At 72.2% G+C, this 20400-nt stretch carries 18 protein-coding genes and 3 pseudogenes; 11 read left to right on the top strand and 10 right to left on the bottom strand.

The genetic code is table 11. The features are described from left to right. Positions 1-12: 12 nt before the first annotated feature. From O7609_RS00605 to O7609_RS00595, 3 genes are all read right to left on the bottom strand, one after another. Positions 13-1221, bottom strand: coding sequence for an FUSC family protein (locus tag O7609_RS00605; protein ID WP_269736951.1), 1209 nt, complete (start codon positions 1219-1221; stop codon positions 13-15). Positions 1222-1346: 125 nt separating this feature from the next. Beyond that, positions 1347-2381, bottom strand: coding sequence for a S66 family peptidase (locus O7609_RS00600; protein ID WP_269742906.1), 1035 nt, complete (start codon positions 2379-2381; stop codon positions 1347-1349). Between the two features lie 41 nt (positions 2382-2422). Then, entirely contained in the window at positions 2423-3007 is a 585-nt protein-coding gene (locus O7609_RS00595) for a GNAT family N-acetyltransferase (protein WP_269732951.1), read from the bottom strand. A 500-nt stretch (positions 3008-3507) separates the two neighbouring features. Between O7609_RS00595 and O7609_RS00590 the strand changes: the two are divergent. The 3 genes and pseudogenes from O7609_RS00590 (at position 3508) to O7609_RS00580 (ending at position 5361) form a co-directional block, all read left to right on the top strand. Further along, positions 3508-3934: pseudogene (locus O7609_RS00590) on the top strand (hypothetical protein). Between the two features lie 129 nt (positions 3935-4063). Then, positions 4064-4756: a ribonuclease H family protein gene (locus tag O7609_RS00585; RefSeq protein ID WP_269732950.1), complete on the top strand. Its 693-nt coding sequence runs from the start codon at positions 4064-4066 to the stop codon at positions 4754-4756. Between the two features lie 167 nt (positions 4757-4923). Beyond that, complete coding sequence (locus O7609_RS00580; protein ID WP_269732949.1) at positions 4924-5361, top strand: methyltransferase domain-containing protein; 438 nt, start codon at positions 4924-4926, stop codon at positions 5359-5361. 120 nt (positions 5362-5481) lie between these two features. Here O7609_RS00580 and O7609_RS00575 read toward each other — a convergent pair whose 3' ends face one another. Then, entirely contained in the window at positions 5482-6351 is an 870-nt protein-coding gene (locus tag O7609_RS00575; protein WP_269732948.1) for an alpha/beta hydrolase family protein, read from the bottom strand. 13 nt (positions 6352-6364) lie between these two features. Continuing rightward, positions 6365-6949: a TetR/AcrR family transcriptional regulator gene (locus O7609_RS00570; protein WP_269732947.1), complete on the bottom strand. Its 585-nt coding sequence runs from the start codon at positions 6947-6949 to the stop codon at positions 6365-6367. 280 nt (positions 6950-7229) lie between these two features. Between O7609_RS00570 and O7609_RS00565 the strand changes: the two genes are divergently transcribed. Next, positions 7230-7967 (top strand): VOC family protein, encoded by a 738-nt coding sequence (locus O7609_RS00565; protein ID WP_269732946.1) that lies wholly within the window; start codon positions 7230-7232, stop codon positions 7965-7967. Between the two features lie 831 nt (positions 7968-8798). Next, on the top strand, positions 8799-9257 hold the full coding sequence (locus tag O7609_RS24535) for a hypothetical protein (RefSeq protein ID WP_332330059.1): 459 nt from the start codon (positions 8799-8801) through the stop codon (positions 9255-9257). Between the two features lie 228 nt (positions 9258-9485). Here the strand turns inward: O7609_RS24535 and O7609_RS00555 are convergent, their stop codons facing one another. Next, positions 9486-11423: an AfsR/SARP family transcriptional regulator gene (locus O7609_RS00555; protein WP_269742905.1), complete on the bottom strand. Its 1938-nt coding sequence runs from the start codon at positions 11421-11423 to the stop codon at positions 9486-9488. A 113-nt stretch (positions 11424-11536) separates the two neighbouring features. Here O7609_RS00555 and O7609_RS00550 point away from each other — a divergent pair, with 113 nt between their 5' ends. Next, positions 11537-12415 carry an alpha/beta fold hydrolase gene (locus tag O7609_RS00550; RefSeq protein ID WP_269732944.1) on the top strand — a complete coding sequence of 293 codons (879 nt, stop codon included), beginning with the start codon at positions 11537-11539 and terminating at the stop codon, positions 12413-12415. Between the two features lie 358 nt (positions 12416-12773). On the opposite strand, the gene O7609_RS00545 is transcribed toward O7609_RS00550, so the two are convergent. Further along, entirely contained in the window at positions 12774-13505 is a 732-nt protein-coding gene (locus O7609_RS00545; RefSeq protein ID WP_269732943.1) for a FadR/GntR family transcriptional regulator, read from the bottom strand. Between the two features lie 100 nt (positions 13506-13605). Here O7609_RS00545 and O7609_RS00540 point away from each other — a divergent pair, with 100 nt between their 5' ends. Further along, positions 13606-14133, top strand: a complete 528-nt coding sequence (locus O7609_RS00540) for a gluconokinase (RefSeq protein ID WP_269736950.1) — start codon at positions 13606-13608, stop codon at positions 14131-14133. Positions 14134-14229: 96 nt separating this feature from the next. Beyond that, positions 14230-15618: a GntP family permease gene (locus O7609_RS00535; RefSeq protein ID WP_269732942.1), complete on the top strand. Its 1389-nt coding sequence runs from the start codon at positions 14230-14232 to the stop codon at positions 15616-15618. A 93-nt stretch (positions 15619-15711) separates the two neighbouring features. On the opposite strand, the pseudogene O7609_RS00530 reads toward O7609_RS00535, so the two are convergent. Further along, positions 15712-15846 (bottom strand): annotated as a pseudogene (locus O7609_RS00530) (DUF6193 family natural product biosynthesis protein); the annotation flags it as partial. A 162-nt stretch (positions 15847-16008) separates the two neighbouring features. Then, on the bottom strand, positions 16009-16362 hold the full coding sequence (locus O7609_RS00525; protein ID WP_269742904.1) for a hypothetical protein: 354 nt from the start codon (positions 16360-16362) through the stop codon (positions 16009-16011). Positions 16363-16824: 462 nt separating this feature from the next. On the opposite strand from O7609_RS00525, the gene O7609_RS00520 reads away from it, so the two are divergent. Then, entirely contained in the window at positions 16825-17097 is a 273-nt protein-coding gene (locus O7609_RS00520; protein ID WP_269742903.1) for a hypothetical protein, read from the top strand. A 143-nt stretch (positions 17098-17240) separates the two neighbouring features. Here O7609_RS00520 and O7609_RS00515 read toward each other — a convergent pair whose 3' ends face one another. Beyond that, on the bottom strand, positions 17241-17444 hold the full coding sequence (locus O7609_RS00515; protein WP_269742902.1) for a hypothetical protein: 204 nt from the start codon (positions 17442-17444) through the stop codon (positions 17241-17243). A gap of 145 nt (positions 17445-17589) precedes the next feature. Between O7609_RS00515 and O7609_RS00510 the strand changes: the two genes are divergently transcribed. Next, positions 17590-19023, top strand: a complete 1434-nt coding sequence (locus O7609_RS00510) for a WD40 repeat domain-containing protein (RefSeq protein ID WP_269742901.1) — start codon at positions 17590-17592, stop codon at positions 19021-19023. Positions 19024-19061: 38 nt separating this feature from the next. Continuing rightward, positions 19062-20129: pseudogene (locus O7609_RS24670) on the top strand (IS630 family transposase). The last annotated feature ends 271 nt before the right edge of the window (positions 20130-20400 follow it).

Raw genomic sequence — 20400 nt, 5'->3', positions numbered from 1 at the left:
CGGACGGCGGCCCTACCCCCCGGCTCCGCGCGGCACCCGGACCCGGCTCCGCACCGCCTGCCGCCACCGGTCGAGCCGCGGATGCCGGTCCTGACGCTCCGTCGCACAGCGGTCCAGCTCCTCGGCCAGCCGCAACGCCCGCTTCTCCGTGTCCAGCTCGTCCAGCACCCGGTCGATGTCGGCCAGCAGCGCGCCGTGCAGCTGCCACTGCCGCGGGTGCTCCTGCACCGTGGCCAACAGCAGATGAGCCACGTGGTCGCGGCTCGTCCGCGCCGCCGACAGCTCCGTCGCCAAGAAGGCCTCCGCCTCCTCCGCACTCGCGCTGACCTGCGTCGTGATCAGCACTCCGTAGCTCTCCACGGCCCCCGCCATGTGGGCGAAGAGCTCCCGCAGCGCCGCGGACACCTCGTCGGGGAACAGCGTCTCCTCCGTACGCTGCTTGGCCAGATCGGTGATACTGCGCGCCGTCACCCGCAGCACCACCGCGCAGATCTCCAGCGTGTCCAGACCGGTGCGCAGCACGATCCGGGACAACAGTCCCTCCCGCACCCGCGGGTTCAAGCGCACGCTCTCCTCCGCACGGACGAGTGACGCGTCCACTTCCACGACGTCGTGATCCAGCCGTCTGGCCTCGTGCAGCCGCTCAGCCGCCCGCTCCACGGGATGGTGGCCGCTGATCTCCTCCCCGAGGTCCAGCAGCAGCCGCCGCATCCGCCCCGCCAGATCCTCGATCTCCTCCCCGGCCGACTCCACCCACACCGGCGGCAGGAAGACGATGTTGAACAGCAGGCCCACGACGGCACCGATCACCGTCTCCAGGACTCGGCTCAGCGCCAGCTCCGTCGCATGGGACACGCCCAGCACGAGCATCGCGGAGATCGCGACCTCCGGCACGAACTCGCCCGCGCGGACCACGTGCCCGAGCACCAGCGCCGAGATGATCAGCAGACCCAGACTCCACCAGCTCAGCCCCACCAGCGCGCTGAACCCGACCGCGATCAGCACTCCGGCGACGACGGCGTTGACCCGGCGAATCCCGCTGGTGAGCGTGGCGTACAGCGTCACCTGCACCACCAGCAGCGCCGTCAGCGGCGCGAGCAGCGGAGGCGGGCGGGAACCCAGCAACCACAGCGCGGCGATGTAGGCGAGCGTGGCGGCCGTGGCGGAACGCACCGTCTGCACGACCACCGGCTCGTTGCGGCGCTGGACGAACTTCACCATGGGTTCGGGAACGACCTGGGACACGTAGGACCCTCTTCCCGCTCCCGGACCCCGCCGGAACCGAACCGCGCCCACCAGCACCCGGATGAACCGTTTCGGCCCGGGCAAGGGCGCGCCGCGGGTGCTCAGTCCAGGGTCTGCGTCAGCTCGCTGCGCGTCGCGGTGTGCACGACCCGGCCCCGCGCCCCGTTCACGATCGGCAGATACGGGGGAGTGTGCCCGCACTCGACGTCGGCGACGACCGGCACGCCGAGCGAGCCGAGCGCGTCCCGCACGGCGTCGTGCTGGGTGAAGGAGCCGCAGTCCGGCGCCGAGGTCCTGCCCACGAGGACGGCGTTCGCCGCGTCGAAGAACCCCGCGAGCCGCATCCCGTGCAGGTTCCGGCAGATCGTGAACGCGTTGTGCTCGGCCGCCTCCACGTAGACGATCAGCCCCTCCGGGGCGTTCGCCCGGGCGAACGCGGCCATGTCCAGATAGCGGGTCCCCGCCAGATTGCACAGCGTCTCGACGCAGCCTCCGATCAGGCGGCCCTCGGCCTCCACATCACCGCGCCCGTCGCCGTCCAGCCTGGTCCACCCGCCGACGGCGTCGAGCGTGTACTCCCGCACCTCGGGGAACGCGGCGAAGTCGTCGAAGCCGCCGGACCGGTAGCGGCCCGCCGGCACCTGGGTGAAGGCCCGGCCCTGCGGCGCGGCGACCACATCCAGCCACGACACCATGCCCTCGGGCACCTCGTACGGGGTGTCCATGAGGTTGTTCCCGTGCACCGTGGCCGTCCCCGTCAGCGCGGTGAGCGGCGTGATGAGCGTCGCGATGTCGGAGAACCCCACCAGCCAGGTCGGCTCCGCCCGCCCCAGCGCGTCCCAGTCCAGCCGCGGCAGCAGGTCGATCGCCGTCTCCCCGCCCCACGGCGGAACGACGGCCCGGACCGCGGGATCGGTCAGCATCGACATCAACTCCGCAGCCCGCTCGGACGCGGGCGCGCTGACATGCCCCGAGCCGTCGAGACAACTCCCGAGCACGACCTCGTACCCCCGCGCCCGGACATCCCGGACCGCCACGTCGAGCCGGGCGCGCAACTCCTGCGGCACCCCACTAGACGGGGCGGTCACACCAACGCGGTCACCCGGACGCAGAGGGCGTGGATAGCGAATCGACATGCGGCGGACTCTGGCACGGCGGCCGACGACCCACAACCGGGTTATCCCCCCGAACCGGGAGACGGCCGCGCCCGCCGCCGCTCCCAGGCCGCCCGGGTGAGGACGTACTCGACCTCGCCGTGCTCGGAACCCTCGATCGCCTCCGGCCAGTCACCCCGGTACGCCCGCAGGAACGTCAGGCCCGCCTTCGCCATGACACGCCGGGACCGGACGTTGACCGCCATGGTGTTCGCCGTGACCCGCTCCGTTCCGAGCTCGGTGAACCCCACACGGATGAGCGCCCGGGCGCCCTCGGTGGCGTAACCCCTGCCCCAGGCGGCCCGGTTCAACCGGTAGCCGAGCTCGACCGCGTCCGGGGCGGCCGCGCCGAGCGGACGGAACTCGAACCAGCCCAGGAAGCCGCCTCCGCCCCGCCCCTCGGCGGCCAGATAGCCGTGCCCGAAGCCCGGGTGACGCCGCATCAGCCGTGGCAGCTCGCGGCCCCGGACCTCCGCCGGGTTCGCCGGCCGGCCGCCGTTGATGAACCGCATGACGCCGGGGTCGTCGTGCAGCGCGAACAGGTCGTCGGCGTCGGCGTCGGTGAACGGCCGCAGCACGAGCCGCTCGGTGTCCAGGAACATCGGCATGCCGGGAGCGTCGCCGCCCCGCCCCGCCCCCCGCAACCGGTTTCCGCCGCCGGCCCGACGGGCGACCGGCGCGGCGGCGGGCGACGGACTGCGCCAGGTCCCGGCGCACGAGAACCCTGAAGGCCGAGTCGCCGCCCGCCTGCCGCAGATGCGGGCTCCGCGCGGGCCCGCTCCCGGACGGGATGTCCAGGTCGTCCATGGACGTGGTCGGGACGTCCGCGCGGGCCAGACCGAGCGTCACGTGCGGCCAGTGGCCGTCCTCCGAGACCCCCAGCTTCCGCGTCAGGTCGCAGTAGCTGTGCAGGAGCTCGGGCACGGGTTCGACTCCCAGGCGGATCTGCTCCCCCGCCTGGATCGTGGCCTCGTCGTAGGTGTAGCCGGGGGTGCGCTGGAGGTCCCGACTGTCGTGCCGGACCCTGGAGCGCGAGCCGAACTGACGAATACTCACTCGCTGGCTTGACGAGGCGTCACCCTCCGGTGCAAGCGCTCAGGCCGGCAGGCTGCGCGGGTCGGGACGATCGCTGGCACCCGTACCCGCGTTGGGCTCCAGAGGCGCCGACGACCTGCTGGACGGAGCGTGCACGCTCATCTACATGTTCATGAAATGGCTGCGCGGAGCCTACGAGCACCACGACAGGGACGTCATCGCCGAGGTGGTTCCCGATCTGGTGGAAAACCATGCGCATGATGCCCAGGAGTATCGGCCCCGAGACCATCCCCACCATGGCCGGCCTTCTCATCGCCGCGGGAACCGGGCTGAGCCCCAGCCTGTGGCGCCGGCAGTTCGGGCGCTGGACCCGGGACGAACTGACGCCCCTGGAAGCCACCGCGTTCCTCCTCGCGGACCGCATCAACCGCCTCACCAACGACCCCGACTTCGCCACCCGCCTGATCTCGGACGCGCTGTCCACGACGGCCCGGGACTGACCCTCCGCGCGTCCCGCTTCCCGGAGCCAGGAGGACGGGACCGCCCCCGAGGCCCGGCTGCCCCGGCTGGCCCGTGCCCCGGCCGCCGGCCGTGACCGCGCGCACGCGCGGGCCTGGCATGATCGGAGGATGTCAGAACGCATGATCGCGGCCTGTGACGGGGCTGCCAAGACCAATCCCGGACCCGCGGGGTGGGCCTGGGTACTGGCGGACGCAGCCGGCGCCCCGCAGCGCTGGGAGGCGGGCCCGCTCGGCCGAACCACGAACAACGTGGCCGAGCTCACCGCGCTCGCCGAGCTGCTGGAGTCGACCGACCCGGCCGTGCCGCTGGAGATCCGGATGGACTCCCAGTACGCCATGAACGCGGTGACGAAGTGGATCGCCGGCTGGAAGCGCAACGGCTGGCAGACCGCGTCGAAGAAGCCCGTGGCCAACAAGGACCTGGTCGTCCGCATCGATGCCCTGCTCGGCGACCGTGACGTCATGTTCAAGCACGTCTTCGCCCACCGGGTCGACGGCGACCCCCTCAACGCCATCGCCGACGCGGCGGCCAGCACCGCCGCGACCCGCCAGGAGAGCGCCGGCACCGGGCAGGGCACCACCGGATTCCCGCAGCCGAGCCCCGAAACGGAGGACAGGCCGCGTGCGGCCCGCTCGCCCAAGGCACCGACGAGTCGGGCCCCACGCGACGGGGCGACCGCTGTGATCAAGGCCAAGTTCCCCGGTCGCTGCGGCCACTGCCAGTCGCGCTACGCAGCGGGGGAGAAGATCACCAAGCTCCCGGCCGGCTGGGGCCACCCGGCCTGCCGCGACGGCTCCTGAAGCAGGTCGAAGGCACCCGGGCGAGATGGCCGGCCGCGCCCGCGCCCCCTGCGGCGCCGCAGGCGCGAGCCGGTCCCGGGCGTGCGCCGCCGACCCTCCCGGCCCCTGGACCGCTCCCCGGCGCGGCAAGCCCACGCCCCGTGCCCGGTTCGCCTAGCCTGGACGACGTGCCCTCCCGTGTCCCACCGCGACTCGCCGCGATCATCGAGGCGTTGCCCGTCCGGGGAGACTCGCGCGTGCTGGAGATCGGATGCGGACCCGGAGCTGCCGCGCGCGCCGTCGCAGCCCGGCTCACCACGGGCCACATCCTGGCCATCGACCGATCCGCTGCCGCCATCGCCCGGGCGGAGAGAGCCTCGGCCCGCGAGATCGCCTCGGGTCGCATGAGCGTCCGCGAGGTCGCTGCCGAGGAGTTCGCCCTGGATCCCGGGGAGCAGCCGTTCGACCTCGTGTTCGCCGTCCGCGTCGGCGCCCTGGACGGACGCCACCCGTCAGCGGGTCGGCGGGTGCTGTGGCGCGTCGCCCAGGCCACCACCCCGACGGCCCGCCTCTTCGTCGACGGCGGTGACCCGCTCCGGGAGATCCCCCTTCCCCGCCGTCCGTGAGCCCCCACGGCCGTGGGGCCGGTGGGGGTGCGGAGCCACCCGGGCCCGGCCCGGTACGGCTGGTCACCGCGACGGTGTACACCGCTGACGGCGCCCTGACCGACGCCGCCGCCGGGTGCGTCACGCGGCCACGGAATCCATGCGGTCGTCGAGCCAGGCGAAGGCATCGGCCCAGACCGCTTGCGCACCGCGGCGGAAGAAGCCGAAGTGGCCGAGCTTGCGCAGCTGGTGATCGGCCGGGTCCAGATGGCGACGCTCCAGGTTGGGGTAGGCGCTCATCATGGCGTCGACCGAGCGGGCCGTGCCCCAGGAGTCGTCCTCGACGGAGTAGGCGAGGACGGGAGCGTCGAACTTCTCGTAGCGCTCCGTGGGGAGTGTGTCGTCCGCGAGCAGGTACCTGGGGTCGCGGCACCAGCGGGACCACTGCAACGCCACCCCCTTGGGCAGGTCGAGGGCCGACGACGACAGCCGGCTCCAGGGCACGTAGCCCACCGCGTGGGACAGCAGCGGCAGCGTGACGCGGGTGTGGAAGGCGACCGGGAGGCGTTGGCCGCGGGCTTGGTAGCGCCAGTAGCCGCTCTGGGCGGAGACGGTGACCATCCCGGCTACCGCGTCGGTGTTGTCGAGGAGCCCGGCCACCTGCCCGCCGAAACTGTGACCGATCAGAAGCAGCCGTCCCGCCGCGACGGTCTCCGTCACGTGGTCGAGGACGCCGGCCATGTCACTGAGCACCCAGTCGGTGGCGGTGGCCGGGAAACCGCGCAGCGTGGCCGGTGGACGGGAGTCGCCGATGCCCCGGTAGTCGTAGGTGTAGACGCTGTACCCGCGCTCGGCCAGGGCGGTGGCGAAGGACCGGTAGTAACCACGGGGTACGGCCGTCGCCGAATTGATGACGACGGTGTTCGGCCCGGAGCCGTAGCGGGTGGCGGCCAGGGAGTAGCCGTCCCGCGCGGGGATCGTCAGCTCGACGGGCTCGGTGGTGGCGCTCATGTGCGCTCTCTCCTCACGGATGCAGTTCGGAGGCCATGCGTTCGGTGAGCCGCTCGCCGATGATCGTCAGCGGCTCGGTGGAGCGGAGGGACTTGGCGAGCAGCAGCGCGCCCTCGATCGCGGCGACGATCTCCACGGCCAGCTCCCTGGGCGCGGGGTGGGCCGGACTCTCCGCCCTGACACGTCGTGTGAAGGTGGCGATGAGCAGGTCCATCGCCTCGCCGATGCTCTGGCGCACGTCCTCCGGCAGCGCACCGCTCTCGGCGGCGACGGCGGCCAGCGGGCAGCCGCGCCGGAAGTCACTGGCCGTCAGGTCATCGGCGTAGCGCTCACAGAACGCGCGCACCGCCTGGCCAACGGTGCCCGCCCGGTCGGCGAAGCGCTCCAGGGCCGCCACCGAGCCGGCGGCGGACCGTCGTACGGCCTCGGCGGCGAGCTGGGACTTTCCGCCGGGAAAGTGGTGGTACAGCGAACCCTTGGGCACTGCGCTCGTACTCAGGATCTCGGTGAGCCCGGAACCGTGGAAACCGCGTTCGCACAGCAACTCCGCGGCGGTGGCGACCAACCGGTCGGCAGCGGTGTGGGGTGTCTTGTCCACACGGGCAGTAGACCGGTCGGTCCAGCCGGAGTCAAGATGCCGGAGGCTGAGCCCGCAGCCGCCGGCACGCCGAACTCCCGCTGACCGGCCACCTCGACGGGGCGCCGCGCCGTACCACGTCCGTGACGTCGTGGCGCACCGTGGTCCGCCAACCCGCGAGGCTCGGCCCGGCGAACGGGCGCCGCTCCGGTCAGATCCGACGCCATGGCCACGCTGCGCCCACGCCGAGATCGTCACGGTCTCGACCAGCAGTGATCGGGCAACCTCTAGGGTGTGCGGCATGACGCTGCAACTCGTTCAAGTGAACTTCAAGGCCCGTGACGAGTCGGGGCTCGGCCGGTTCTGGGCCCACGCGCTCGGCTGGGGGATGTCCAGCGAAGGGCCCGGAGTCACCAACCTGGAGCCCGTGGGCTTCGACTGGCCGGACCCGTCAGCCGTCTGCATCGACCTCGTGCGCGTACCGGACCCGGAGACGGTGGAGTACCGCGTGCACATCGAGCTCGCCACCACGTCCGATGCCCATCAGGAAGAGTGGGTCGCACGTCTGAAGGAACTCGGGGCGACCACTGCCGACGTGGGACAGGGCGACGTGCCGTGGACGGTCATGGCCGACCCGGAAGGCAACGTCTTCAGCGTCCTGGAACCCCGAGAGCTCTACCGGGACACCGGTCCCATAGCCGCCGTGGTCGTCGGCTGCGCTGACCCACGGGCCATGGTCAGGTTCTGGGGCGAGGCGATCGACTGGACCGTCCACGAACTGACCGACGACCGCGCACTGCTGCGCTCCGTCAGGAACGTCGGGCCGTACCTGGAGTTCCGGCGCACCCCGGAGGACGAAGTCGTGTGGAACCGCGTCCATCTTGACGTGATGTCCAGTCCGGTCGAGGATCAGCTGACCGAGGTCGCCCGGCTCGAAGGTCTCGGCGCGACACGGGCCGACGTGGGTCAGGGCGACGTCTCCTGGATCGTCCTGGCGGACCCGGAGGGCAACCAGTTCTGCGTCCTGGGCCGGGGCTGACGCGGAGCCTCGTTCGTCCCCTCAGCCCTCGCCCGGGGAGGCGGGATTCGTGGCGGGGGAGGCCGGCGGCCCTCTTGCGGGCCTGCGCAGACACCCCCTCGCGCCGGCCCGCTGCTCGTAGGCGAGCCGGCCGCTCGGCAGCGTTCCGTCGACGTGCCGGGTCGCGGACACGCCGCCGCACGGGACCCGCGGCGAGGCCGCGTGCGGGTCGGGCATCGCCGTCACCGGCCGCGGGGGCACGGAACGGCCGACCGGCCCTCCCCGCTCGCCACGCAGAGCTCACCGCACCGGGCACCGACGACGTCGTGCCGTCCATCACCGCTGCGGCCGACGCACGGCCTGGCCGAGTCCCCGGCGACCTTGAGGCAGCCCGTCCCTCCGCGCCGAGGCAAGCAGGCTTCCCCTGCCGATCTCAGCGCGCAGCGGGGGTGTGAGCAGCTTCGCCGAGGCAGCGACGACGGGGTAGGGCTCGCCGGCCGTTCTCGATCACGTCGGTGAGCGGGAGCCAGGCGAGGGGCCGCTTCGAGGCCGCCACGTTCGTCGTACTTACGCTGCGGCTGACGGCACTCACCGCCCCCGCCGGATGGGCCTGGGCTCCGGCCGACCGGCACGAGCAGTCCGGCCAGCCCGCCGCCACCTGCCAGCGCGCCTTCGTCCGCCGAGCAGAGGAGCGGGCCGCCGAGCGGGGACTGACCCTGCGGGCGGGCTTTGAGACGGAGTGGACCGTCTCCCTCCCCGGGGACCACGGAACGGACCGGCCTGCCTGTGCCGGACCCGCCTACGGCATGGCCCGGTTGCTGGAGATGAGCGCCTACCTGGCGGGGGTGGGCGCTGGGCGCGCCCACCCCCGCCGGCTACCTGCGGCTGCAGCCCTCCCGCTGGGCGGGGGCCTGCCACTGCTGGGGCATCGAGAACCGGGAGGCCGCGCTGCGGTTCATCAGCCCCGGCGACGCCGCCGGCGCCAACGCCGAACTGAAGTGCTTCGACGGCGCCGCCAACCCCTACCTGCTCGTCGGCGCCGTCATCGAGGCGGGCCTTGCAGGGCTGGCGGAGCATCTGACACTGCCGCCCCCGGTCACCGGCGACCCCCACACGCTGCCGGACCGACCATCCCGGCTCCCGGGTTCGCTGACCGACTCGCTGGACCGGCTGCGCGCTTCGGCACCGCTGCGCGCGGCCCTGGGAGAACCGCTGTTCGCGGCCGTGGAAGCCGTACGCGCGGCCGAGGCCGTCCAGGAGGCGGACCTGGAACCCGAACGACTGGTCCACATGACACGCCACCGCTACTGACGTCCGCCGTGTCGGAGAGCCACTGATCAGAGGCCGTTCCAGGTAGGAGGGCGATGCGGCACGCGTACGGGGGAAGCACAGCGCGAGGCCCGAGCCGGCCGGGCCCGGGCGACGGCTCCGTCGGCGGACGGCTGCTGTGGCCGGCCGACGAGCCCTGGCCCACGCGCACTCCGGTGCCTCCACTTCCAGCTCGCGCACGAGCCCGGTGTTCGCGTCGTTTCGGATCGCCTACCCCGCTGCGGCGCACGCCTTCGCTTCGGCCAGGTAGCGTGCCACCGGGCCCAGGGTCAGCATTCCGCTGGCGGCACCGGCGTCTTCGGCCCGGGCATTGCGCAGGGCAGCCTCGGCGCGGGCGGCGATTCCGCGCTCTCCGAGGCGTGCGGCGGCGCGGGCGGTCAGGCACCACAGCGCCTCCTGCACGTGGTCGGGCGGTGGTTCGGGCACCGCGTCGAGGGCAGCACGGGCGTCCTCGACGCGGTCCTGGGCGAGCAGCACGAGGGGGCGCGCCCAGGACCGGTACGGCCCCCAGTCGAGGTGCGGGTCGGTGGGCGCGGGCCGTTCGTGCAGCAGGCGCAGTCCCAGGAGGGCGAGCGGGAACAGGCCCCGATGCAGCCCCGGCATTCCAGCCCTCTGAAGGGCGTCTTCGGCAGCGCGGTACCGGGCTGCCGCTGTGGCGGGCGTCGGTCCGCCGGGTTCTGCGCTGCGGGCGGCTGCGGCCCGTGCCCGGAACCACCCTGTGAGGACGGGGACAAGGGGTGCCTCGGTGGTGTCGGCGAGCTGTTCGGCTGCCTCGGCGTGTGCGGCTGCGGCGCTGAGGTCGCCGAGGGCCGAGGCGGATTGCAGGCGGACGAGTCGGCCGAGTACGGCGAAGTTCGGCAGCTGGTGCCGGGTGGCCAGGTCGAGGATCCCGGCGCCGATCCGGTCCCGCGCCGCGGCGAGTCCGGGACGGGTGAAGGAGTGCAGGAACACCCCGTTGAGGGCGAACGCCAGCAGGGCGGGATCAGCCAGGTCTCGTGCCAGTGCCTCGGCCTGCCGTGCTGCCCGCTGTGCGCGCTGCAGCTCGGACCTGGACAGATCGGCGCTGCGGCTCTCGACGGCCACCGTGGCCAGGAGGCGGCCGGTCAGGTCGGCGGGGCCGTCGGGGCCGAGCGCGGTGAGAGTGCGCTCGGCAGCGGCGACGACGGCGCGGGACTGCTCGGGGTCGTCGGCCCGGCTCCAGATGGCGGGCACGTCGTACGCGCCGATGATCCGGGCCGTCAGGGCGGCGTCTCCCGTGCGTTCCGCCGTCTGGACGGCGGCGAGGCGGTCGCGCCGTGAGTGGACGAGGGCCTCGCCACCCGCCAGCGCGAGGGTGCGGGCCAGATTCACGGTGGTGCGCGGGCCGAGACGGACACCACGACCGGTCCATGCGGTACGTGCGCCGTCGGGGGGCACGGCCCCGTTGAGGAGGTCCGTCTCCAGGCGTTGGAGGCCGGTGCCGGGGTCGAGCCCGAGTTCGTCAACGAGCATCGTGCGGGCGCGTCGGAGGGTGGCCAGCGCTTCGGCCCGGCGGCCTGCCTGGTGGAGCGCACGGGCGAGCAGTCCCCAGGCCGGCTCGCGCCACGGATGTTCGGCGATGTGGGCACCCAGTTCGGCGACGAGACCGGCGCCTTCCCCTGAATCGAGGAGGAGGCGTGCGCGCAGCTCAGCACCCTCCAGCCTCAGCTCCTCAAGCCGGGTCCGCTCGCGCTGCGCCCATGCGGAGCCGGTCACATCGGCGTAAGCGGGTCCACGCCAGTCCGCGAGTACCGTGCCGAGGTCGGTCACGGCGTCGGGGTCGCGCCGGGCCCGGGCCAGGGTGTCCTGGAACCGGTGGACGTCCACGTCCTCGCGCGGCAGGCGCAGCGCGTAGCCGGGGCCTTCGGTGACGAGTACGCGCGGCGGTCTGCGGGGCGGCCGGCCGGGTTCGAGGGCGCGGCGCAGCGCGGCGACGAACGTACGCAGAGCGCCCACGGCGCGAACCGGCGGATCGGTCCACAGGTCGTCGACGAGACCGTCGGTGGTGACCATCCGTCCCTCGGCGGCGACAAGCCGGGCGAGTACCTCGCGATGCCGGGGTCCGCCCAGGTCAACCGAACTGCCGTCGTCGCGGAAGGCCCGCACGGCACCGAGCACGTCGATTCGCATGCCCCCATCATCCGCGCCGGGGATCGACTGCGCCCCACCGCACTGACCGGCTGCTGATCGCCGTCGCCCAGGCTGATCCCGTCAGTTCACCCGCGCCCGAAAGACGGCCTCTCATGACGCTCACCATTCCCGGCTTTGATCACATCCGCCTGCCCGGTGCGGACGGTGTGGAGCTGGCCGCCGCTGTCGGCGGCAGCGGCAGTCCGGTTGTGCTGCTGCACGGTTTTCCCCAGACCCACCTGATGTGGCGACACGTCGCCGAGCGGCTCACCGACGGACACACGGTGATCTGCCCTGACCTGCGAGGCTACGGCGCCAGCGGCAAGCCGACGGTCACCGGTTCCGACGTGTACGCCAAGCGCACCATGGCCGCCGACGTCGTGACCCTGGCGGCGTCCCTCGGCCACGAGCGCTTCGCCCTCGTCGGCCACGACCGGGGCGCCCTGGTCGCTTTCCGGGCTGGGCTGGACCACCCCGGGGCCATCACGCACCTGGGCATCCTCGACATCGTGCCGACGCTCGACATGTGGAACGTCCTGCACGGCGCGTCGGCAGCGGTCGGCTACCACCTCTTCCTCATGGCGCAGCCGCCAGGTCTCCCGGAGACGATGATCGCCAACAGCGCGGACGCGTTCTTCGGCTCGTTCCTCGACGCCTGGGCCAACGACCCGGCCACGATGCCGGAGGATGTCCGTACCGAGTACCTGCGGGCGAGTGCCGCGGCGGTGACGTCGATCGTCGCGGACTACCGGGCCTCGGCGGGCATCGACGTCAGGCATGACCAGGCGGACCTGGACGCCGGGTCGCAGCTGGCCATGCCCGTGACGGTCGTCCAGCAGGACTGGGGCGCGCAGCTGGGCTATGACGCTGCTGCCGTATGGAGGGCGTGGGCTCCGGACCTGGACCACCGGCTGACCCGAGCGGGGCACTTCATGGCCGAGGAGGCACCCGAGGAGATCGTGGCGGCGATCGGGGATCTGCTGGCCCGCTGAGACGGCGGCATCCCCCCTGCGTCTCGTGCTGTCCACCGGGGCTCCCGAGCTGCACGACTGTGCCGAACGCGCCCGGGCGGCCGAAGCGCTCGCCGAGTTCGAGGAGGCCCTCGCCACTGCCCAGGGCCTTCGGTTCGCTTCGGTCGTCGGGAACGCGTCCGTGAAGGGGGCGCCGGTCGGCCGGGAGATCGGTTGGCGGGGTCCGCAGGGCCGCCGAAGAGGGTCGTCAGGAGCACGGACCGGTCGGTCGACGGAGGGCGGCACACCGTCACACGCGTCGCCGCCGACGGCCTCTTGGCCTTCCGGCACTCGGAGCGCGGACGGCTTTCGGCTCCCACGATCGGCCGGCAGCCGATTCTCAGGGTGGCGGTATGGCGTGGTGCACCTCGGTCAGCAGGTGGCGCATCGCCTGTTCTGCCGTGGTGGGGTCCGCTTCCGCCACGGCGTGGGCTACTCGTTCGTGGAGGTCCAGCGCCTCGGGGACGGGACGGTGCGGCATGAGACCGAGTTGGGTCCGGCCGCGCAGGACGGCTTCGACCACGTCGGTGAGGGCGGCGAACATCTCGTTGCCGCTGGCGGTGAGCAGCAGTGCGTGCATGTGGACGTCGAGGTCCATGAAGGGCGCCAGCCGTCCGCTCTCGCCGAAGCGGCGCATGTCCTGTGCGAGGTGGACCAGCCGTTCACGCTGGCCGGGGGAGGCATAGCGGGCCGACGCCGCGGCGGCGAGTGGCTCTACCGCGATGCGCAGTTCGGTCAGGGAGCGCAGTTGTGCATCCCGGCCGGGGCCGGAGAGGCGCCACCAGATGACGCGTGGATCGTAGACATGCCACGAGGAAGGCGCCTGGACGGTGATGCCGACTCTGCGCCGGGACACCACCAGACCCATCGACTCCAGGACGCGCATCGTCTCGCGGGCCACGGTGCGGGAGACGTCGAAGCGTTCCTGGATGCCGTCCAGCGTGAGGGCGTGCCCGGTTGTGAGAGCGCCGCCGGTGATCTCCAGCCCGAGGGTGTCGAGAACGGAACGGTGCAGGACCTCGGCGGTGCTCCCCGCATGCTGGCTGCCGTGCTCGCCGTTCTCTGTGGCCACGGGGAAAGCGTATCCCGGCACCGACGCCTTCCCCGCCTGAGTCAATGGTGTTACCTTTCGATGATTGGTCATACCTTTCAGGGGGGTGGGCGTGGCACCGATGGTCCTGGTGGTGATGGGCGTCTCGGGCTCGGGCAAGAGCACGATCGCCCGCCGGGCCGCCGACCACCTGGCGGCGGGCATGATCGAGGCCGACGCGTTCCACCCCCCGGCGAACATCGAGAAGATGGCGGCCGGTCAACCCCTGACCGACGCCGACAGGTTGCCGTGGCTGCGGGACGTCCGGGACGAGATCACCGCCCGCGCGGCCACCGGCGCTGCCACCGTGGTCAGTTGCTCCGCGCTCAAGCGCAGCTACCGGGACGTGCTGCGCGGGGCCGCCGCCGACGTCCGCTTCGTCCACCTCGACGGCACCGCCGAACTGATCGCCGCCCGACTCCACTCGCGCACCGGTCACTTCATGCCCGCCGCACTGCTCGACTCCCAGCTCGCGGACCTGGAGCCGCTGGCCCCCGACGAGAACGGCGTGAGCGTCGGCCTGGACCAGACCCCTGAAGAGATCACGAAAGCCGCCCTGGCCGCACTCGGTCTCGGCAAGGGTCCGCCCGGGCGGACCCCGGCGGCCTGACCCAAGCCACCCACGGGCGGTCCCCTCCGTCCGGCCAGCCCCCCCAGCAGCCCTCACGTCTCCACCCATGTCCCCGAAAGCAACGGAGCTTTTCCCATGGACACCACCGACGCGTGGACGCAGACGCTCGGCGCCGGCCCCCTGCTCGGCATCGCCGCCGCCGCCATCGCCCTGCTGCTGTTCCTGATCATCAAGCTGCGGGTGCACGCGCTCCTGGCCCTGGTGACGGTCAGCCTGCTCACGGCCTTCGCCACCGGCATCCCCGCCGACCAGGTGGTGGACACCCTCACTCAGGGTTTCGGCAGCACACTCGGCGGCGTCGCCCTGCTCGTCGGCCTGGGCGCAGTCCTCGGGCGGCTCGTCGAGGTCAGCGGCGGAGCCCAGTCACTCGCCGATGCCCTCATCCGGCGCTTCGGAGAACAACGCGCGCCGCTGGCCCTCGGCGTGACGTCGCTGCTCTTCGGCTTCCCCATCTTCTTCGACGCCGGCCTCGTCGTCATGCTGCCGATCGTCTTCACCGTCGCCCGGCGGCTGGGCGGCGGCATCCTGCGCTTCGGACTCCCCGTGGCCGGCGCCTTCTCCGTGATGCACATCTTCGTGCCGCCGCACCCGGGCCCGGTCGCCGCCTCCGAACTGCTCGGCGCGGACGTCGGCCTCGTCGTCCTGTTCGGCCTCCTCATAGCCATCCCCACCTGGTACGTCACCAGCTACCTCTTCGGACTGTGGGTCGGCAGGCGCATCGTGCTGCCCGTCCCCGACATCCTGACCGGCGGCCCGCAGGCCGGTCACGAGGAGAACCCGCCGCCCCCCGGCACCGTGATCGCCCTCCTGCTCCTCCCGCTCGCCATCATCTTCGCCAACACCGGGCTCGACACCGCGTCCGCGCTCGGCTGGGCGGACGGCGACGCCGGCTGGTACCAGGTTGCGCGGGCCCTGGGCTCCACGCCGATCGCCCTGCTGGTGGCCGTGTTCGTAGCCGGCTACGTTCTCGGCACCCGGCGCGGACGCGGCCGCGACGTGGTGGAGAAGCTGACCGACTCGGCGCTCGGCCCCGTCGCCGCCATCATCCTCATCACCGGTGCCGGCGGAATGTTCGGCGGCGTGCTGCGCGCCAGCGGCATCGGCGACGCGCTCTCGGACACGTTGTCCGACCTCGGCCTCCCCGTCGTCATCGCGGCCTATCTGATCGCCACCGCGCTGCGCATCGCCCAGGGCTCGGCCACCGTCGCGCTCACGACGGCCGCCGGACTCGTGCAACCCGTGGTGCTGTCCGGCGGCTACAACTCCGTGGAGCTGACCGCGATCGTGCTCTCCCTGGCAGCCGGCTCGGTGACGGCCAGCCACGTGAACGACTCCGGCTTCTGGCTCGTAGGCCGCTTCCTGGGGATGGACGTGAAGACGACCCTGATGACGTGGACGGTCATGCAGACGACCATCGGCCTGATGGGATTCACCCTCGCCACCGGCCTGTACGCCCTCGCCTGAACCCTCCGTCCCGCCCGAGCGTCCAGGTCGTGGTGTGGGGTTCTGCTGCGTTGTTGCTGTGTGGGCTGCGAGTTCCTCAGGGGTACCGATGAAGGCGGGACCGCACCCTGCAGGTAGGTGCTGAACCACCATGGCCATGGCGTCGCGCGCTGTGGCTGCGGGGCCTACCGTCTGGCTGCGGAGCGGGCCGGTCGTCGCGCCGCGCCCGCCTTGCGAGCCGATCTGCATGCGGATGCCGGTGTAGATGAAGCTCGCCTGCGGCGATGGCGAACCCGCCCCACTTCAAGATGCCCAGCAGGGTGTAGCGTGGCCCGGTCAGGCCGGTGGGGGTCTTCGCGCCAGGGTTGGGGATGTCCGCTGCCAGCAGCAGAACTTCCTGCATCACATGCATCAGGCGCTCCTCACAGCCAGGGCGGCCCGCAGCGCTGCCAGGGCCTCGGTCAGTGGTTTGGTGGGCGGGACCGTGAGCGGGTCGTCGGTGTCCCGCCAGGCCGGTACGTAGGGAAAGCGGACGACGGCCCGGACGCGGTCCTGCACCGGCCGCAGCCTCTCCCGCACCGTGCGCGGCTCGCGCAGCGTGCTGTCCGCGACCAGAACCAGCAGCGGAGGCGCAGAGAGCCAGCCGGTCTCCAAGTTCTGGTGCGCACACGCCACACCCCGGGTCGCCCAGTGCATCCCGTAGGCCGTGCCCCGGGCCACCAGCACCAACGCCGTGCTCAGGGTGTGCAGCTGATCCCGCTGCACTTCCCGACCGGCCGGGGCCAGCAGACGCGCCACCGTGGTCGCCCCGCACCCGCCGTGACACCCCACCACCGCGACCGGCGGCAGCGGCGGCGGAGACGGAACGTCCGTCACAGCCGAGTGGGCTTCCACCATCGCCAGCGTCTCCCTCTCCTTCAGGCCCCACCGCTCAACGAACAGCCGACACGTTTAGTTATCCTCTGCCCTCAGAATGTGACGAACAGTGGAGGGGTGCTATGCGGCTCGGCAAGACCGCGGCGTGGGCCAGCGGCACGAGCGCCCTCGCCATCACAGTCCTCCCCCTCTTCCTCTTCGCCGGTCTCGGCGGCTCCACCGCCAGCTGCCCCCGGCCGCCGCGGCCGGGACCGCCTACGCCGCCGGGCCCGAGAGCTGGCGCACCGGGGCCGCCCGACGCGCTCGCCGCCGGACGGTGGAACGCCTCACCGCCCAGCGCCTCGCCGCCTGATGGCCCCCGCCCACGGCCCGCGCCGCGCCCGGATCGCGTTCTCCGACTCCGCCGCCAAGCAACTGGAGAACATCACCGACGCCTCGGAGATCCACGCCCTGGACCGCGCTCTGGTCGTCCTCTCCGTCGACCCCGACGCCGGCGAACCGATCCCCGGCGACACCGCAGGCCCCCAGCTGCGCCAGTACACTGACGACATCGAGCAGGTGCGCGTCCTGTACTTCGTCACCGCGCTGCGCACCGTGGTCGTCGTCGCCTACCTCGAGGTGTAGCCACAGCTTCCCGCACCCGTAGTGAGCCAGTTGCCCGGGATGGAAGTACGCGGCACGGACGTGCACGTCGCCTCCGCGGCGATCGCCACCGGGGCGACGGCGTGCGGTCGATCATTGAGCCGTATGGGGTACGGAGGCAGGCTTTACCGCGTGGGCGGGCTCGTGGTCAGCAGCGCTCGAAGGTACGTGGTGTGCGCCCGCAGGAGGCTGTCCGCGCGGTCTGTGCCGTCGGTCAGGACCGCCAGGGCGGGGACGGTGGCGGAGAGTGCCATGAGCAGAGCTGGAGCGAGCAGAGCGACGAGCAGCACGCGCTGAAGCGGGCCGATCAGTAGCGGAAGAGGTGTCATGCCTCCAGCACAGCCCAGTCGGACGCCGTCGGCCTCATGCGGCGAACGAACCCGTACTGAACCGAACTGCGCCGAACGCCGCCGAACGGCGCCGGTATACCAAGGCTGTCCCCTATCCTGGTGCGCACGCGCCAGGAGGTGCCGGGTGGTCGACCGCAACGTCGTGCATGGCACCACCGCTGCGCCGGAGAACGACTTCGGCCGGCGGCTGGCCCTGTTCGCCGCCGACCTGAAAGCGTTGCGCATGGAGCGCGGCAACCTGCCGCTGCGGGAGATCGCCCGGCGCGCTCCCCGGCACCGGCCCCTGTCGGCCGCGGCGGTCAGCGAGACGCTGAACGGCAAGCGGCTGCCGCGCCTGGACTTCCTGATGGCACTGGTGCGGACAATGCTCGCCCACGACCATGAGGGCCGCCCGCATCCGCTCGGTCGCGACGACCCGCGCCTGGAGACCTGGCGCACGCGCTGGCGCGACCTGGAGCTGCTGCGCACGGCGCAGCCGCCTACGGCCCGCCGCCCCGCCGCCCCAAAACCTGACTTCGATCCGCTGGCCTCGGCGCCTCTCGTTGCCGTCACCTCGCCCGCCCCTGCCGCTGTGCCAGCCCTTGCCGCAGCTCGCGCCGCCGCAACCGACGTATCCGCGGCCCGCCTCATCTTCGGCGAACAGAGCTGCGGCGCGCGCTCCCTGGCGTTCTCACCCGATGGGAAACTCCTCGCCACCGTGAACGACGCCCCGCTGGTGCGGCTGTGGCGCGCGGCGACCGGCGAGCCCGTAGGCACCACTCTCACCGGGCATGGGGAGGGGGTCAGGTGCGTGGCGTTCTCACCAGACGGCCGGCTGCTGGCGACGGCGGGTCGCGACAGGGCCGTGCGGCTGTGGGATCCGCGCACCGGTACGCCCGTCGGCGAGCCATTCGCAGAGCACGGCAGAGCACTCCGCACTCTTGCCTTCTCCCCCGACGGGAGCCTGCTGGCCACCGGGGGCGGCGACCGGTCCGTACGACTGTGGGATCCGGTGACCCGAAAGCCGGTCGGCGCCCCGCTCGCGGGGCACACGGGCGGCGTCGAAGCCGTGCAGTTCTCGCCGGACGGACGCCTGCTCGCCTCCGGAGGCGCCGACGCCGCGGTACGGCTGTGGCGCGCGGACGACGGCGAGCCGAAAGGAGAACCGTTGATCGGCCACAGCGGCGAGATCCGGGCACTGGCGTTCTCACCCGACAGCCGCCTCCTCGCCTCCGGCGACTGGGACGGAACGGTCCGCCTCTGGAACCCGTGCGCCGGCGAGCCCGTCGGCGATCCGCTCACCGGTCACGGCAACGCGGTCCGGGGCCTGTCGTTCTCGCCCGACGGGCGGCTGCTGGTCTCGGTCAGCATGGACCGCACCATCCGCTTGTGGAACCCGGTGTCCCGCAGCCCATTTGGCCCACCTCTCACCGGCCACGCCTGCACCTTCCGCGCCGTCGGCTTCTCCCCCGACAGCCGCTTCTTCGCCGCCGGCGGGGACGACAAGCCGGTAGGCCTATGGGCGACGGCGGATCTCGCCGCGGTCCCAGTTACTGAAGTTGAACTCGTGGAGTCGTAGAGGCTGACGGCTCGTCGCCCGTGCGGTATCACCGGGGCATGCGGTATCCACAAGGGGGCGGGCTGACCGCCGAACGGCAGCAGTTCCGCGAGGAGTTACGGCTCAAGGCGGCCGAGAGGTTCGCCCAGGGCGAGGCGAGCTCGGTGATCGCCAAGGACCTGCGGGTCAGCGTCCGCTCGGTGCAGCGATGGCGGCGGATGTGGGACGAGGGCGGCCCGCGGGCTCTGCGGTCGCAGGGGCCGGCGTCGCTGCCGAGGCTGAGCGAGAAGCAGTTCGCCCAGCTGGAGGCAGAGCTGGCCAAGGGCCCCCGGCCGCGCACGGCTGGGAAGGCCAGCGGTGGACCCTGAGCCGCGTGAAGACCGTGATCGGCCGGCGCTTCCACCGGACCTACACCATCCAGGGCGTGCGCAAGCTGCTGGTGCGAAACGGCTGGTCCTGCCAGGTCCCGGCCCGCCGCGCGGTCGAGCGGGACGACGAGGCAGTGGCCGGGTGGGTCAAGGAGGTGTGGCCCTGCGCGGAAGACTCGCGGCGGCCCGTGGAGCCTGGCTCGTCTTCGAGGACGAGGCCGGATTCTCCATGACGCCGCCGCAGGCGAAGACCTGGTCACAGCGCGGCCGGACCCCGGTGGTGCGGGTCCGCGGCCGGTCCCGCAGACGGATATCCATCGCCGCGCTGACCTGCTACAAACCCGGCCACAGATCCGGCTGATCTACCGGCCACGCCGGGACGACGGCCGCCGCGACGGCCGCAAGAGCTTCTCCTGGCGCGACTACCGGGACCTGCTGATCGCCGCCCACCAGCAGCTCGGCGGCCCGATCGTGCTCATCTGGGACAACCTGAACGTTCACAAGGCCGTCGGCCTGCGGGAGTTCGCCGCATCCCGTGACTGGCTGACCATCTACTACCTGCCGCCCTACGCACCCGACCTCAACCCCGTCGAAGGGATCTGGTCACTGTTGCGGCGCGGCTGGCTCTCCAACGTCGCCTTCCACACCCCCGAACACCTCGTCCAGCGCATCCGACGCGGCCTACGGCACATCCAGTACCGCAGCGACCTCATAGACGGCTGCCTCGCCGAGACCGGCCTGACCATCAGACCCACCTGAGCAACCATGCAACATCACGAGTTCAACCTCAGTAGGGGGCAGTTGACCACGATGTCCCCGGCATCTACGGAATAGCCATCGGTGCCCGGCCCGCCGTTGACTGGTGTGGGGTGTGGGGCAGCTCGCATGGGCGCATAGCCACGGGTCAAAACGGCTTCTAGTACTCCAGTCTGGTTTCGCGATCTTGTCGCGGACCCGGCTGGGAACGGGTACGGCCACCGCGTGATCATCGGTTGGTGTGTGGACAAACGAAGATCGTGCGGTGGCCGCG

The sequence above is a fragment of the Streptomyces sp. WMMC1477 genome (assembly GCF_027460245.1).
Lineage (GTDB): Bacteria > Actinomycetota > Actinomycetes > Streptomycetales > Streptomycetaceae > Streptomyces.
Note: the sequence above shows the minus strand (reverse complement) of the source record. Positions and strands in the feature narration are given on the sequence as shown.

What these genes read in the sequence shown, in the direction of transcription:
- O7609_RS00605 (WP_269736951.1), bottom strand. Translation starts at nt 1,221, where the DNA reads ATGGTGAAGTTCGTCCAGCGCCGCAACGAGCCGGTGGTCGTGCAGACG.
- O7609_RS00600 (WP_269742906.1), bottom strand. Translation starts at nt 2,381, where the DNA reads ATGTCGATTCGCTATCCACGCCCTCTGCGTCCGGGTGACCGCGTTGGT.
- O7609_RS00595 (WP_269732951.1), bottom strand. Translation starts at nt 3,007, where the DNA reads ATGCCGATGTTCCTGGACACCGAGCGGCTCGTGCTGCGGCCGTTCACC.
- O7609_RS00585 (WP_269732950.1), top strand. Translation starts at nt 4,064, where the DNA reads ATGTCAGAACGCATGATCGCGGCCTGTGACGGGGCTGCCAAGACCAAT.
- O7609_RS00575 (WP_269732948.1), bottom strand. Translation starts at nt 6,351, where the DNA reads ATGAGCGCCACCACCGAGCCCGTCGAGCTGACGATCCCCGCGCGGGAC.
- O7609_RS00565 (WP_269732946.1), top strand. Translation starts at nt 7,230, where the DNA reads ATGACGCTGCAACTCGTTCAAGTGAACTTCAAGGCCCGTGACGAGTCG.
- O7609_RS00555 (WP_269742905.1), bottom strand. Translation starts at nt 11,423, where the DNA reads ATGCGAATCGACGTGCTCGGTGCCGTGCGGGCCTTCCGCGACGACGGC.
- O7609_RS00550 (WP_269732944.1), top strand. Translation starts at nt 11,537, where the DNA reads ATGACGCTCACCATTCCCGGCTTTGATCACATCCGCCTGCCCGGTGCG.
- O7609_RS00540 (WP_269736950.1), top strand. Translation starts at nt 13,606, where the DNA reads ATGGTCCTGGTGGTGATGGGCGTCTCGGGCTCGGGCAAGAGCACGATC.
- O7609_RS00535 (WP_269732942.1), top strand. Translation starts at nt 14,230, where the DNA reads ATGGACACCACCGACGCGTGGACGCAGACGCTCGGCGCCGGCCCCCTG.
- O7609_RS00520 (WP_269742903.1), top strand. Translation starts at nt 16,825, where the DNA reads ATGGCCCCCGCCCACGGCCCGCGCCGCGCCCGGATCGCGTTCTCCGAC.
- O7609_RS00515 (WP_269742902.1), bottom strand. Translation starts at nt 17,444, where the DNA reads ATGACACCTCTTCCGCTACTGATCGGCCCGCTTCAGCGCGTGCTGCTC.